The sequence below is a fragment of the Staphylococcus sp. GDB9P120P genome, assembly GCF_017893435.1.
Classification (GTDB): Bacteria; Bacillota; Bacilli; order Staphylococcales; family Staphylococcaceae; genus Staphylococcus; species Staphylococcus cohnii.
On record NZ_JAESNB010000008.1, the window covers coordinates 19,861 to 36,101 of the forward strand.

12 protein-coding genes and 1 pseudogene are annotated in these 16,241 nt (G+C 30.1%); 7 read left to right on the top strand and 6 right to left on the bottom strand.

The window, feature by feature from the left end; all coding sequences use genetic code 11:
- Nucleotides 1-14: 14 nt before the first annotated feature.
- Both pflB and KA856_RS14115 read right to left on the bottom strand, forming a co-directional pair.
- On the bottom strand, nt 15-2,264 hold the full coding sequence (pflB, locus tag KA856_RS05330) for a formate C-acetyltransferase (RefSeq protein WP_181187697.1): 2,250 nt from the start codon (nt 2,262-2,264) through the stop codon (nt 15-17).
- 284 nt (nt 2,265-2,548) lie between these two features.
- Nucleotides 2,549-2,747: pseudogene (locus KA856_RS14115) on the bottom strand (IS3-like element ISLmo1 family transposase); the annotation flags it as partial.
- A 707-nt stretch (nt 2,748-3,454) separates the two neighbouring features.
- On the opposite strand from KA856_RS14115, the gene KA856_RS05335 reads away from it, so the two are divergent.
- Complete coding sequence (locus KA856_RS05335; RefSeq protein ID WP_181187698.1) at nt 3,455-3,652, top strand: hypothetical protein; 198 nt, start codon at nt 3,455-3,457, stop codon at nt 3,650-3,652.
- 598 nt (nt 3,653-4,250) lie between these two features.
- Here KA856_RS05335 and purU read toward each other — a convergent pair.
- Nucleotides 4,251-5,102 carry a formyltetrahydrofolate deformylase gene (gene purU, locus KA856_RS05340; RefSeq protein WP_119536081.1) on the bottom strand — a complete coding sequence of 284 codons (852 nt, stop codon included), beginning with the start codon at nt 5,100-5,102 and terminating at the stop codon, nt 4,251-4,253.
- Nucleotides 5,103-5,515: 413 nt separating this feature from the next.
- Between purU and xdrA the strand changes: the two genes are divergently transcribed.
- From xdrA to yhaM, 6 genes are all read left to right on the top strand, one after another.
- Nucleotides 5,516-5,980: an XRE family transcriptional regulator XdrA gene (gene xdrA / locus KA856_RS05345; RefSeq protein WP_019468125.1), complete on the top strand. Its 465-nt coding sequence runs from the start codon at nt 5,516-5,518 to the stop codon at nt 5,978-5,980.
- 412 nt (nt 5,981-6,392) lie between these two features.
- Complete coding sequence (locus KA856_RS05350; protein ID WP_181187699.1) at nt 6,393-7,523, top strand: DUF445 domain-containing protein; 1,131 nt, start codon at nt 6,393-6,395, stop codon at nt 7,521-7,523.
- A 69-nt stretch (nt 7,524-7,592) separates the two neighbouring features.
- Nucleotides 7,593-7,937, top strand: a complete 345-nt coding sequence (locus KA856_RS05355; RefSeq protein ID WP_019468127.1) for a YlbF/YmcA family competence regulator — start codon at nt 7,593-7,595, stop codon at nt 7,935-7,937.
- Between the two features lie 465 nt (nt 7,938-8,402).
- Nucleotides 8,403-9,587, top strand: a complete 1,185-nt coding sequence (locus KA856_RS05360) for a metallophosphoesterase family protein (RefSeq protein ID WP_107385247.1) — start codon at nt 8,403-8,405, stop codon at nt 9,585-9,587.
- A 1-nt stretch (nt 9,588) separates the two neighbouring features.
- Entirely contained in the window at nt 9,589-12,522 is a 2,934-nt protein-coding gene (locus tag KA856_RS05365) for an ATP-binding protein (RefSeq protein ID WP_192945053.1), read from the top strand.
- On the top strand, nt 12,522-13,463 hold the full coding sequence (gene yhaM, locus KA856_RS05370) for a 3'-5' exoribonuclease YhaM (RefSeq protein WP_107385246.1): 942 nt from the start codon (nt 12,522-12,524) through the stop codon (nt 13,461-13,463). The genes KA856_RS05365 and yhaM overlap by 1 nt, the downstream gene beginning before the upstream one ends.
- Nucleotides 13,464-13,809: 346 nt before the next feature.
- On the opposite strand, the gene prsA is transcribed toward yhaM, so the two are convergent.
- From prsA to KA856_RS05385, 3 genes are all read right to left on the bottom strand, one after another.
- Entirely contained in the window at nt 13,810-14,802 is a 993-nt protein-coding gene (gene prsA, locus KA856_RS05375; RefSeq protein WP_019468046.1) for a peptidylprolyl isomerase PrsA, read from the bottom strand.
- Between the two features lie 183 nt (nt 14,803-14,985).
- The gene (locus KA856_RS05380) at nt 14,986-15,552 is read right to left on the bottom strand and encodes a DUF3267 domain-containing protein (protein WP_107385244.1); all 567 of its coding nucleotides are present in this window, start codon (nt 15,550-15,552) and stop codon (nt 14,986-14,988) included.
- A gap of 280 nt (nt 15,553-15,832) precedes the next feature.
- A complete protein-coding gene (locus KA856_RS05385) occupies nt 15,833-16,204 on the bottom strand; it encodes a YtxH domain-containing protein (protein WP_107505310.1) in 372 nt (123 codons plus the stop codon).
- Nucleotides 16,205-16,241: the final 37 nt, after the last annotated feature.

Sequence of the window (16,241 nt, forward strand, 5' to 3'; positions counted from 1 at the left end):
GCCTTAAATTCAAATTACATTTTTTCATGGAAAGTACGTGAAATTACATCTAATTGTTGTTCTCGTGTTAATTTAATAAAGTTAACGGCATAACCAGAAACACGAATCGTTAATTGTGGATATGCTTCAGGGTGTTCCATTGCATCTAATAGTGTTTCCCTATTAAATACATTAATGTTTAAGTGATGTCCGTGTTGCATTGCATAGCCATCCAACATACTTGTGAGATTTTTACATTGATCATTACTTTCCTTACCTAGTGATTTTGGAACGATGCTAAATGTGTTAGAAATACCATCTTTACAACAATCATAAGGTATTTTTGCTACGGTACTAAGTGAAGAAAGTGCGCCTTTTTGGTCACGTCCATGCATAGGGTTTGCACCTGGTGCAAATGGTTCTCCAGCTTTACGACCATCTGGTGTATTTCCAGTCTTCTTACCATATACAACATTTGATGTTATCGTTAATACACTCATTGTATGTTCCGAATTGCGATAAGTTTTATGACTACGTAATTTTGTCATAAAGCGTTCTACAAGGTCTATTGCTAAATCATCGACACGTGCATCATTATTGCCATATTTAGGAAAATCACCTTCAATTTCAAAATCTGTAACAATACCATTTTCATCTCGAATAGGTTTTACTTTTGCATATTTGATTGCAGATAATGAATCTGCAGCAACAGAAAGACCAGCTATACCTGTAGCCATTGTTCTAATGATATTTGTATCGTGCAATGCCATTTCTATACGTTCATAACTATACTTATCATGCATATAATGAATAATATTAAGTGAATTAATATATACTCCAGCTAACCAATCCATCATTTTATCAAATTTTTCAAATACTTCATCATAATCTAGGATTTCTGTTTTTATACTTTCATAGGCAGGCCCAACTTGACGTCCTGATTTTTCATCTACTCCTCCATTAATAGCATATAATAATGTTTTTGCTAAATTAGCACGAGCGCCAAAAAATTGCATTTGTTTACCAATTGTCATAGCAGACACACAACATGCAATACCATAATCATCACCATAAGATTCTCTCATTAAGTCATCATTTTCATATTGAATTGCACTTGTTTTAATACTCATTATTGCGCAATATGTTTTAAAATTGTCAGGTAGGCGAACTGACCATAATACTGTGAGGTTTGGTTCAGGTGCTGGACCTAAATTATCTAGTGAATGTAAGAATCGGAATGAGTTTTTAGTTACTAATGCACGTCCGTCAATACCTACACCACCGATTGATTCTGTTACCCAAGTAGGATCACCAGAGAATAACTCATTATAGTCAGGTGTTCGCGCGAATTTTACGATACGTAATTTCATAATAAAGTGGTCTATGATTTCTTGCACTTCACGTTCTGTAATCAATCCATTGTTTAAATCTCTTTCAGCATAGATATCTAAAAATGTTGAAGTACGACCTAAGCTCATAGCTGCACCGTTTTGTTCTTTAATCGCTGCTAAATATGCTAAGTACAACCATTGTACTGCTTCTTTAAAGTTATAAGCTGGGCGACTTAAGTCAAATCCATAAATATTACCTAATGTTTTCAATTCATTTAATGCTCGGTATTGTTCAGACAATTCTTCGCGTAATCGAATGACATCTTCTGACATTTCTTTAGACATATTGTTGAAATCTTCCATTTTTTTCTGCATTAGGAAGTCTACACCATATAAAGCGACTCTGCGGTAATCTCCAATAATACGTCCACGACCGTACGCATCTGGAAGTCCAGTAATGATCCCAGCCTTTCTGCAATTTAGCATTTCTTTGGAGTATGCATCGAATACTCCTTGGTTATGCGTTTTACGATAGTCAGTAAATATTTTTTCAGTTTCACTATTTAAATCATAACCATACGCTTCACAAGCTGCTTTGGCCATGCGAATACCACCAAAAGGTTGCATTGAACGTTTGAATGGTTTATCGGTTTGGACACCTACTATGCTTTCTAATTCTTTATTTAGATAACCTGCCTCGTGAGAAGTGATGGTAGAAGGGATTTTTGTGTCCATGTCCCACATACCACCGCGTTCACGTTCTTCTTTAGACAATTGCATGACTTGATCCCAAAGCTTAGTTGTTGCTTCTGTAGGACTTTCTAAAAATTGATCATCACCTTCGTATAATGTGTAATTTAGTTGAATAAATTCTCTTACATCTACATGATGTTGCCAGCGACCTTTTTTAAAATCATTCCATGCTGTGGATTGCATATTATTTTCTTTTAACATATCATTACCTCCAAAAGTATGTTATTTTTTCACAATAATTATATCATTTGTTTTGTTAAAAAAATCACAAAGTTTTTGAATAATTTTAATCTAAAATGTGAAAGCTTTTGGAATCTGTATTAAAAAGTAATACACTTAAGGTATGTTATAGGTCTGTTATAGAACAGTTTTAAAAGTGTATAATTAATTAAGATTTAATAGAAAAAGCTAAACATAGTAGTTTTGAAAGTAATTTTCGACAATATCTATTACAATTTAATTAGAGTTATTAAGCCCGTTGTTTAATATAACGTTTCACACTTTAGCGAGGAATGGAAACATTCGATTAAGGCATTATCAGCTGGAATTCCCTTGGGGGGACATGCTTCGGGTAATGATTTTTTCTTCGCATAATTTATAATATTCATATGATGTATACACACTTAATTAATTGCTATGAAATAGGCATCCATTAGGTATTTTTATTTGGTTTAAGGTAAATAAGTAATATCTAAGGTATGAATACATCACAATTAATGATTGAAGATTATGAAATTAAAGTTGCTAAAGCCCACATACAGAACAACTTAAGTTTAGATAATTGCCATTTATATTAATGAAAATAATAAATATAAATGATTAGATAAATAAAAATTGAAAGGATTTTCAAAAAACCTTTTTACTTTCAGACTTTTCTGATAGTGTTGTATCCAAGTTTCAATGATTTTGTAATATTATTGTGACATAATAGAAAGTGGTTTTTATTTATCATTATAGTAGGATCAGGGGTAAGTAAAGATAATGTTAAATTAAGTCAGCCTACCGAAAGCGCATTGCATATTAAGTAAAGTGACGGGGTTACAAGTACTCAAAATGACAATGGCGTAGTAACTTGAAAAGATCAGAATGGTAAAACTGAAAAGTTACCTACAGAAGCAAAAGATAAAGATGATAAAGACATAGTATTAAAATAAAAAGAAACAAAAGATGGATATGATATCCAAGTTTTAGATAAGAACCAAAAAGAAGGATGGGCTAAATGTACTCTAGGCACAGCTGGTGGAACAGGCACTGGTGGACTAGGTGGAGCAGGAGTCGGTTCAGCGGTACCTGGAATTGGTACGGTTGCTGGTGGAATAGTAGGTGGCGTTTCTGGAGCTGCTACTGGAGCTGCTGCATCTTGTTTCTAAATGATTATTAGGAGAATTGATATGGAAAATTCAATATTTTGGTCTAAAAAATTCATACCAGTTTATTACATTGTTGCATTTTTAAGCTTTGCTTTATTTAAGTTTTATATACAAACAGATAATTATTCAGTATATATTCTTATAATTTTAGTATTTGGCTTAGGTATTGCATCATGCATATATAATTTTAAAAAAGATAATAATCAACATTCTAACTAAAGTTGATTTAGGCGCTTATATTAATTTATAAGTGCTTTTATTTATACTGTGATAAATTTGACGAATAGAGTTAATCTCTTAAGTAGTTGAATTAGCTTCATCACATTTGTGTTTCTAACGATAATAAGTTGATTTTGAAATATCAAATAATTTTAATACTAGTTTAATTGAATATATTAAGTTCAATGCTTCAACGACTTGTATAATTATTTTGGCTCAACTTCCTTTCCAATTCCTTGTACTTTTTAAAACATCAATTTCAGCTTTTTGCCTCTGTTTTATATTCTTAACTTTTCTTCATTATTTAATTATCCAATATCCTTACCATATAAATATTGTTTACCAACTTGTTGGTAGTATCTATGGGTTTTATCATTTCCACCAAGTTTTCACTTGTGAACTTTTTCTAATGTTTAATGTTTCCATAATTTCGCTTGAACTGTAACCTTCATTTTCATTTCTAATGAGTAAGCAACTCCTTTCATAGAAAAAAACACCTCCGTATTTTTCATTTTAAATGAATTCAACAGAAGTGTTTTTATTTTATTCCCACAAATTATGTTCAGAGCAAAAAGCTATTTCAGGTTTTTTATGAATATTAATTAAAAACAATTGTCTTACTATTCGCAGTCACAATCACCTTATGAAGCACATGATATTCTACAGCTTGAGCTAACACACTTGATTCAACATGCCGACCAATTTTACGTAAATCTTGTACATTGTACCGATGATTAATTCGGATAACGTCTTGATCTATGATTGGACCTTCATCCAGGTCAGAAGTAACATAATGACTTGTTGCTCCAACTAATTTGACACCGCGTTCCCATGCTTGTTTATAAGGATTTGCCCCTATAAATGACGGTAGGAATGAGTGATGAATATTGATGATTTGATTTGGATAGTGACTGACAAAATGATCGGATAGTATTTGCATATATTTTGCTAACACGATGAGTTCAACTTGATGCTCAGAACAAACATCTAGTATTTTTCTTTCTACGATTTCTTTATCTTCGTTGCTCGGTATGTAATAAAAAGGGATATGAAGTGTTTCTGCGAATTGTCTATTGTTTTCGTGATTACTAACGATACACACAATTTCGGCAGGCAATTCATTTCTGTTAACACGTAATAAAATTTCGTTGAAAGCATGATCTTCCTTAGAAACAAAAAGTGCTATTTTTGTATGTTGTTGATTGTCAAAGAGTTTAAAATCTATTTGATGTGTTTGCAACGTTGTTTCTAAATCTTCTTTCAATGATGGTACATTTTCAAATTCTAATCTCAAATATAATTGACCTGTAGCATTTGGTGAATGGTCGTATTCTGTAAAATGATCTAAATGTAGAATATTAGAATGATATTGAGCAATTTTATTAGTAATTAATGAAGTAATACCGACTTTATCTGTACAAGTTGCAAGTAAAATATATTTCTCTGTCATCTTTTACACCTCAATTATTAAAGTAACCCTGATTATAATGAAAATTCTGAAAAAAGTAAATAAATGATCATTTTCAATTGTTTAAGGCAAAGTATATGCCAAAAAGTAAAAATTAAGATATAATAATGAATAGTGTTTTTATATCAAAAGAGTAATAAGTAAAAAATATAATCACATTTCATGCTTGTTATGCGCTTACAATAAAAGTGGTATAAGTGTTTAAGTTAATTATAGGATATAAGATTGATTATTTAGATAATTTCGCAAATAACAAAAAACAACGAAAATATCATTTCGCTCTTTTATTTTATCGCAAATTGTATTAAGATGTAATTTGTGTTTCAAGAAACGTGTATTATTGCAATTTCTTGTGTCCGGATAAAATATTCTTTTATGAAAGGTAGATTAAAGTAATGGATAGACAGAGTTTTACAGATTTAATTCAAACAAAATTTAAAATGGTGCGTATTGAAGCAGGTTACACGCAAGATACAATGGCACAAACGATTGGTCTTTCAAAAAAGACACTAGTACAAATTGAAAAAGAGAGAGTATTGCCCAACTGGACAACATGTGTGTCAATTTGTGCATTATTTAGAGATTCTGATGTTCTAAATAGTACTTTCGGTTGCGATCCGTTAGAAATGGTACAAACAATTTCACGTAACCATTGTGCGTATCCAAATCATTCTACAACTAGTGATATATATTGGAACACAGTTGATACTCGTAACGGCTATATTCTACAAAGCAATAAAGTAAGTGATATCTACCGTGTACTAAATCAGGAAACACAACCTATTTTTGGTACTTCTAAATTAAGAGAAGCTGAAACATATTTTGGTAGAGTTTCTAAAGAAGAATTAATGCACGTATAAATAAATGCATTTTGTGATAGAAGAATCATTATTTATAACATTAACTAATAAAGTTATAGCTTATATATTGAATGGTTTAGTCACTAAAGTTTAATTGAAATCGGTCATGAACAAATGAACTGAACTTAATAGGCAAGTTGATACAGTTTTTGACCTATGATAAAAAAGAATACATCATTGTAAGAGCGAACACGGGAAATCAAATGTTGATTGATTTCTAAATCGCTCTTTTTTTTTGAATTTATACTAATACAAATTGAATATACTCATAATTATTGCTGCCAAGCAATTTTGTTTTTAAAAAATAACAAATAGTATACACATTTTTTTGATATATGTTATACAATGTAAAAATGACTGATATGAATGTACCTTCAGTTTATAACAAATTTTATTTGAAGGAGAATTAACTATGCACGCTTTTTTAATAATTATAGCGATGATGATTATTGGAGCAATAATAGGTGGCGTCACAAATGTAATTGCTGTAAGAATGTTATTTCATCCGTTTAAAACTTACTATATTTTTAATAAACGTATTCCTTTTACACCTGGGTTAATACCTAAAAGAAGAGCAGAAATTGCAGATAAAATTGGACAAGTTATTGAAGAACACCTATTGACTGAAACATTAATTAAGTCAAAATTAAATGCACCTAAATCAAGAGAAGCAATCGAATCATTAATCTTAAAACAGATTCAAAAATTAAAAACAGACCATGTGACGATTCAATCGTTGACGAAAAGTTTCGATGTTGATGTTGTACAGGTTACTAATGATAAAATGTATTCGGTTATCAATAATAAATTAGAACAATATTATGCTGAATATAAAGAAACTCCTATAAAACAAATGATTCCTTCAGATATTGAAAAAAATATTGATGCAAAGGTAGATGGAGTACCTGAATTATTGTTTGAACGTGCACGCGTCTATCTTAAATCAGAAAAAGGCACTGCTGATATAGCATCAATGTTAGATACTTTCTTTAATGAGAAAGGTAAAATCGTAGGTTTGCTACAGATGTTTATGACTAGAGAAAGCATTGCAGATCGAATACAACATGAATTGATTAGATTAACAAATCATCCTAAAGCTAAAGCAATTGCAAAGCAGATTATTGAAAATGAATACGCAACATTTAAATCAAAAACGTTAGTAGAAATCATCAATGAAGATCAATTCGATTCGCTTAAGGTAACGGTTGCTGATTTACTTATGAACTATGCAAACATAGATAATATATCGAATCGACCACTGAAAGAAGTAATGCCAGAATTTATAACATTCTTAGAAACAAAAATTTCAAAACAACTTACAGAATTGATTATTGATAAAGGTTCTAAACATATTTCTCCAATCATGAAAAAAATCAACCTAAGACAAATGGTTGAAGAACAGATAAATTCATTTGATTTAGCATATATTGAACGCTTAATCATAGATATCGCAAATAAAGAGTTGAAATTAATTATGCTTTTAGGCTTTTTATTAGGCGGCATCATAGGTTTATTACAAGGTGTGATTGCAATTTTTGTATAACATATTAAATTATGTTATTGTAATATCGATGTGGTTATAACACATATACAAATAAAGGAGTGAAGCACAGTGGCAGTAAATTTATACGATCATGCAAATCAATTAGAACAAGCTTTAAGAGAAAGTGATGAATATCAAGCAATTCAAAAAGCTTATGCTAAAGTAAAAGAAAATGATGAATCAAAAGCACTTTTTGATGAATTCCGTGAAACACAATTAAACTTCCAACAAAAACAAATGCAAGGTGAAGAAATTGGTGAAGAGGAATTACAAAAAGCTCAAGAACAAGCACAAAAAATCGAAAATGATTCTAACATTTCAGAATTAATGGCTGCTGAGCAAAACATGAGCCAAGTATTCCAAGAAATTAATCAAATCATTGTTAAACCTTTAGATGAAATTTACGCTGACTAATTAATCAGAATGTTTATTTTTAAAAATAATCTAAAGTTTTTATAAAAAGTTAAAAATATTTAATGTGTTGCTATGTAAAAATTGATTTTTGAAATCAATACATGGCCACAACCATAATTGAAAGAAATATATGAACTTTTATTCAAGCATATGTATGATAAACTCAATATATTGAGAAGTGATATACAAAAGAATTGATTCCGATAAATGAGTTCTTTAATTGCTGGATAATAGTTCATTTTTTATTCAATGAACCATGGTTAATATTGAATTTCAAGCTGAGACATTTATTTATGTTTCAGCTTTTTTGTTTTATCGACTGTACAATAGTCGGTGTGGTAAAATAAAGAGATACAAGGTATTAGCATGTACATAGGTATTAGTAGAGTTTTTTAAATCTCAAAATAAATGCCTAGTTTTCATGCTTTTTATAAAAACCTTTAAATAAAGGAGAACTATAACTATATGGTTAAATTTATTCATTGTGCAGATTTACATTTAGATAGTCCATTTAAGTCTAGAAGCTACTTAAGTCAATCGATATTTGAAGATATGCAAAAAAGCGCATATGAAAGTTTTAAAAAAATCGTGGATTTAGCGTTAAATGAAGAAGTAGATTTTATGATTATAGCAGGGGATTTATTTGATAGTCATAATAGAACACTCCGTGCTGAAGTGTTCTTAAAAGAGCAATTTGAACGACTATCAAAAGAACAAATATTTGTTTATCTTTGTCATGGTAATCATGATCCGCTTTCTTCATCTATAGGTACTGAATGGCCAGAGAACGTTTCTGTTTTTTCTGAAAATGTAGAAACATATCAAACAATTACCAAAAATGGCGAAGAAATATATTTACACGGTTTCAGCTATCAAAATGAAGCGAGTTACGAAAATAAGCTTGATGCTTATCCATCAAGCCAAGGCCAAAAAGGTATCCATATAGGTATTTTACATGGTACATATAGCAAAACGAACACAAAAGACCGTTATACGGAATTTAGATTGGAAGATTTAAACAATAAACTTTATCATTATTGGGCACTTGGTCATATACACGAGCGACAACAACTAAGTGATATGCCTCAAATTCATTATCCTGGTAATATTCAAGGTCGTCATTTCAAAGAAACTGGAGAAAAAGGCTGCCTATTAATAGAGGGAGATGATTTACATCTAAATGCTAAATTTGTGCCAACCCAGTTTATTCGTTTTGAGAAAGCTGAAATAGATACAGACATGACTTCAAAACAAGGTTTGTTTGACGCAATACAAGACTTTAAATCACAAGTTAGAGCTCACGGTAAAGCAATTTATCAATTAGTAGTACATGTCAATTCAGACGAAATTATTTCTGATCAAGATTTAATGCAAGTACATGAAATGATTAGCGAATATGAAGAAAATGAGCATAATTTTGTGTTTATAGAAGATTTAAAAATAAAGAATAAAGATGATGATAAAACGACTCTTGTTAAAGAATTTTCACCAGATTTGATTGAAGATAATTCAGTTTATGAGCAAGCTATGAATGATTTATATCTTAATCCAAAAGCTTCCAAATACCTAGAAAATTATGATGATTTTGATCGTCGTGAATTAATTAAGCGAGCGGAATTATTATTAAAATCAGATATGAGGGGGGAATAAAATGAAGATTAAATCATTAGATATATATGGTTATGGTAGATTTATTCAAAGAACCATTCAATTTGATGAACATTTCACAGAAATATATGGAGAAAATGAGTCAGGAAAGTCTACGATACAGGCATTTATACATTCTATCCTATTCGGTTTTCCAACTAAGAAAGAAAATGAACCACGACTAGAACCACGTTTAGGTAATCAATATGGCGGAAAACTTACATTGATTCAAGATGATGGTTCTTTGATAGAAATTGAACGTATCAAAGGTGCAGCAACTGGAGACGTTAAAGTTTATCTACCAAACGGCGCCATCAAAGATGAAAGCTGGTTAAAAAAAGAACTTAATTTTATCTCAAAACGTACATACCAAGGTATATTTTCATTTGATGTATTAGGTCTACAAAATATTCATAAAAATATGGATGAAACGCAATTACAAAACTATTTACTTCAGGCTGGTGCATTAGGATCAACAGAATTTACTAGTATGCGTGAAATTTTGAATGATAAAAAAGAAATGTTGTATAAGAAAAATGGTAGAAATCCAATGATTAATCAACAACTTGAAGAATTGAAGTCATTAGAGCGTCAAATTCGAGAAGAAGAAGAAAAGCTATCCTCTTATAAACGCTTAGTAGATGATAAAGATAAAGCTGATCGACGTTTAGAAAATTTGAAACAAAATTTAAATCAACTGTCTAAAATGCATGACCGTAAACAAAAAGAATTAGCTTTACATGAACAAACACAAGAGTGGAAAACGCTAGAAACCCAATTAAATATCGAACCTGTCACATTTCCTGAACAAGGTATTGATCGCTATGAATCTGCAAAAATTCAAACGCAAAATTTAAAAAGAGATATTGGTTTAAGAGAAGAGCGATTAGCACACTTGAAAAGTGAAAACGAAAAAATCAATGTCCCTAAGCAATCTGATTTAGATGCTTTTAACCATATACAGCAACAAGAAAATGAAATTAAACAAAAAGAATACGAATTAAAATCAGTTGAAAAAGAAATTCAAGATAAAGAACGTGAAAAATCAGGCTTAAAGTCTAATATTGGATGGCAAGATGTATACCATGAAGTAGACAGTTCAGAGGCAATGAAGAGTCACGTAAGTAATCAAATTAAAAATAAACAAGAACAGACTGCTTTTATTCAACAATTAGAACGCAATATTGAAGAAAATAAAATTGATAAAGAAACAAATCAAACTGAGATGGATGCATTAGAAAAAGATATTGTGTCTGATGAAAATTATGAAAAGAAAAAGCAATATAACAATCGTGTGTTTGAACTTCAAGAGAAGAATAATTTATATCAAAAAATGAAAGAAGCGTTTGATAAAGAACAACAAGAAAATGAACGCAAGCAGAATATTTTCCGATTTGCTTTGATTATATTAGCGGTTGTTGGTATTGGATTAACAATCTTTTCATTTATTTCTGCTAATTTAGTCTTTGGTATTGTATTTGCAATACTTTCTCTTATATTTATCGTAGGAATATTTTTAGTTAAATCAAAAGAGATTGGACATAGTGAAACATTTTCTAATGAAATTGAAGATTTGCAACACCAAATAAATGATTTAGAAGCTAATTATAATTTGGATTTTGATTTAGATGATCAAAATAGGATTCGCGAACAATTTCATAATGCTATTAAAACGAAAGAAGCTTTAGATAAAAAAGCAAATTATTTATCTTCTAATTTAGAAGCGGCTCAGCACCAATATTCAAAATCAGATAATGAGATTAACCAAATTAAAGATGAATTACATTTATCTGATAAAATTTCAGACGAACTCATTATTGATAGTATTGCGACGATGAATAAAATTAAGGATTATGACAATCATACGGTTGAATTGAACGATCAAAAAATTGAGTTACAACAAGCATTAAATACATTTTATGAACATGCCAAAGCAGTAACTCAAAATCAATTTACGACTTTTAACACGCTATCTTTATTTCATGATGTAAATCAATGGTTAAAAGAAGAAACAACGAATTTAGATAAATGGAATAGGAATCAAGAACAAATCGCTTTAATAGAAAGTGAATTATCACAGCTTAAACATCGTTTAAATGAGAATAGTAATGTGATTTCACAGTTATTTAACTTTGTAAGTGCAAATGATGAAGAATCATATTATTATCAACATGCACAATACCAAGCTTATCACCAACAATTAAATCGTTTTAATGATTTAACAAAATATCTGGAAAACCAAAATTATAATTACGAAGCTAGTTCCATGTTAAGCCAAAAAACATATGCACAATTATCTGAAGAAGATGAAGTGTTGGAAAGACAAGTAGATAATTATAATGACCAGTATTTAGAAATGCAATCAGAAGTCAGTGATTTAAACGCTAAAATCACGGATATGGAAACAGATAAGACACTAGCGGATTTACGTCATAAGTTCCATATTTTGAAAAATAGAGTGAACGATGAAGCGAAAGATTGGGCAAGTCTCAGCTACTTACAATCTTTAGTGGAAGGACATATTAAACAAATTAAAGACAAGCGTTTACCACAAGTGATAAATGAAGCGACAGAGATCTTTGCACATTTGACAAATGGAAATTATGTACAAGTTACTTATGCGAATGAAGATTTAATGGTAAAACAAGTGAATGGTCAAATGTACGAACCAATTGAATTAAGCCAGTCTACTAAAGAAATACTATATATCGCATTGCGTTTAAGTTTAATTAAAACATTAAAACCTTACTATCCATTCCCTGTAATTATTGATGATGCATTTGTACATTTTGATAAACATAGAAAAGAAACGATGATGAATTATCTAAGACAAATGCCTAATGATTATCAAATTTTATACTTTACATGTGTCAAGGATACAAGTGTGCCTTCAAAACAAATTATTACTTTGAATAAACCTGAGGAAGGCGGTAAATAATGAGAAATGTAGAAAAATTAAATCCTGGAGATTCAGTTGATCACTATTTCTTGATTCATAAAGCGACACAAGGTGTGACTGCTCAAGGGAAAGACTATATGACGATATATCTTCAAGATAAAAGTGGAGATATAGAAGCCAAATTATGGACTGCTACTAAGGAAGATATGCGCGTGCTAGAACCAGAAAAAATTGTACACGTAATTGGTGATGTTATAAATTATCGTGGGCGTAAACAGATGAAAATTAATAAAATTAAATTAGCTTCAGATGAAGCAGATTTAAACATACATGATTTCGTAGATGGCGCCCCGCTGACACCAGAAGAAATCAAAGAAGAAGTCTCTCATTATATTTTGGAAATTGAAAATGCAAATTTACAACGTATTACAAGACATTTATTGCGCAAATATCAAACGGAATTTTTTACATTCCCTGCAGCAAGTACACATCATCATAATTTTTCAAGTGGGTTAAGTTATCACGTATTAACAATGTTACGTGTCGCAAAATCTATTTGTGATATATATCCACTGTTAAACCGTAGCTTGTTATATAGTTCTATTATTTTACATGACCTTGGTAAAGTTAAAGAATTAAGTGGTCCTGTTGCAACAACATATACAGTTGAAGGCAATTTATTAGGTCACATTTCTATAGCAAGTGATGAAGTAGCAGATGCTGCTCGAGAATTAAAAATAGAAGGCGAAGAGGTATTATTACTACGTCATATGATATTAGCGCATCATGGAAAAATGGAATTTGGCTCTCCAAAACTACCACATATGAAAGAAGCGGAAATTTTATATTTCATCGATAATATTGATGCAAAAATGAATATGTTTGAAAAAGCATATAAAAAAACACCAAAAGGTCAATTTACTGAACGTATATTTGGACTTGAGGGTAGACAATTTTACAATCCAACATCATTGGATTAAACAAAAAATAATATACGTTAAAAAAATAAATTTTTAAAAAGGACTAATCCAATTTTGCATGGACTAGTCCTTTTTACATGTAAACTCATTCGGTTCAGACCGTGAAAAATTACATGTAATATATTGTAGTAGGGATGAGTCGCCAGTTTTTTATTCATGGGATAATTTGACTTAGGTGAGTAGTTTAAACATGTATTTATCATATGTTGAATATTAATACAAAAAAATAAAATACTATCGTATCAATTATGTACCTAATTAAGAAATATGAGTACGTTTCATTGAAAAAATAAGGCAAATGCTATCTATAATAGCATTTGCCTTATCTATGTTTTGAGATATGATTTTATTGTCCAGAGGTCATACCAGCTCCACCTTGTTGCATCGCTTGCTGTTGTTGTTGCTGCTGTTGTTGTTGTTTGATTTTATCTGGATCTAGAATGGAATCTTCGATAGCTTTTTTGATATCTCGATCTTTATAATCTACTTTGTATTCATCTAACAATTCTTTATAAGCATCTGTTAATAATTTAGGACTTTTTTGTACTTTTTGTTGGATTAATTGTGATTTTAGCTTACCTTTTTCTTTATCAAAGTCATTTTCTTTATCTGCTTTAATAATATGATAACCATAATCCGTTTTAACTACTTTTGAAACGTCGCCTTCTTTAAGTTTGAATAGTGCTTTTTCAAAATCTTTTTCCATTTGTCCTTTGATAACATAGCCTAAGCTACCATCTTTTTTAGCTGAAGATTTATCCATGGATTCTTTTTTGGCAATTTCTCCAAACTTATCAGGATTTTCTGATACTTGTTTTTGGATTTTTTCTGCTTTTGCCTTCGCATCTTTATCTGATAAACCTTCTTTGTCATCTTTATTCTCTTTAACTTTAATTAAGATATGTGAACCTTTTTTCGTAGATTCTTTGATTTCTTTATCAGAAATATCCACTTTATCATTTAGTAGTGCTTTTTGATAAGATTGTAATTTTTTCTGCTCTTTATAGTCACTAAGTGACATTTTTTGTTGTTTCAACATACTTTCAAATTGATCTTTACCACCATATTGCTTCTGTTCTTTCTCAACCTCTTTATCAATATCTTTAGTATCTATTTTATCTTTATACTTATCTGCTAACAATTTATTTAATAAAATTGAAAAAGACGTATTTGCAACTTGCTCATCGCCCATTTTATTCATTACATCTTCAACTTTAACATCGCCAGCTTTTGATGAAATGATTGTATCTTCTTTAGAATCTGTAGCACTATTACCACAAGCACCTAATAGTAATGCACTGGCAGTAACAGGAATTATAACTTTTTTAAATGTTTTCATGTTTGGGAACTCCTTTTGTAAGAATAACAACGTAAATATAACATATAAAGTCGTTTTCACCAATTAGAAACCCATATATACGACTATAGTTGTAAGCTTTTTATGTGGAAAGCGTGCATAAAAAAACTGCCAACAAAGTCGGAGACTTTGACGACAGTCTGAAAATCAAACAGTGCTGTTTGCTTAATCAAGTTCATTATTCCAATGTGGGGATACTTTATTTAAAATATTAATACCTGTTTGATGTTCTTCAACATAAGCGCCTTCATTTGAAAATAATATAATTTTTAAATAAAGAAAATCCATGACCGAATAGCCTAAATTTAAAGCAATTAAAAACATCAAATAATGACCATATTGCGGAATTAAAGTACTTATATAACCACAGATAATTGTAATAAATAAAGCAGGCGTGATTAAATCAAAACAAAAGTAATATTTATTAACTGGTGTATTTACATACACATTATAAAATGGCACAGGTTTACGTTTTACTAATTTATATTTTTTAAATGATTTACGATAGGGATAGAAAAATAATAAATGGATTAATTTATGCAATGGGTACAAAAGTACCACTAAAATTAAAAATATCAAAAAGTGATCATCTGTTAACTTGGTATTTGAAAAGAAGTATAATAGTTCGTATGCAATTAAAAATGTAATAATTGTAGTAGCAAAACTAAGGAAAGCAATTCTAGGTATGCCAAAACGAGCGTTAATATCTATTTGACGTGTACATAAATACATTACGCAATCATACTCCTTTTAAAATATATTGAATATACTTTCGTATTATCTAACGTATTACTACAATCGTCAAGTTTAACTTTATGCTAGTTTTAGAGTTTGAAAGATTATTTAGAAACACACTGGCTGAACATTATAGTTCTTGAGCAAAGAAACTTATGAGATTAAAAATTAGTTATGAATTAGTATTATTTCAAATGCTTAAAGAATCTATTATAAAAAATAAAAGAGTTATAACTCTTTTGAAAACTAAGTCATAACTCTTATTTAACCAAACTTATTATTTATCTTTTTCAAAGGCTTTTGAAATTTCTTCGCCACGATTTTGTAAATTCTCAATATGAGATTGCAAATTTTCAATATTAGGATCGATATCAGATTTGAAATCGCCAATCATCGTTTTTACTTCATCACCGATAGTGCTTCCAATTTCAGTACTTTCGGACTTGATTTGAGCAATGTAATTTACAATATCATTGACGTTTTGTTTTATTGTATTGATTTCTCTATCAAATTCAGATTCAGCACCTGTAGGCTTACGCGCTTCTGTCACGTATTGGTTTGAATTTTTCTTATCACGATTCATTAATGCAACACCAATTCCAGTTGCAACACCAGCACCAAGACCTAGTAATAATTGAGCTGTTTTCATAAAAATTCTCCTCATTTCTAAAATTTCTGAGTCATTA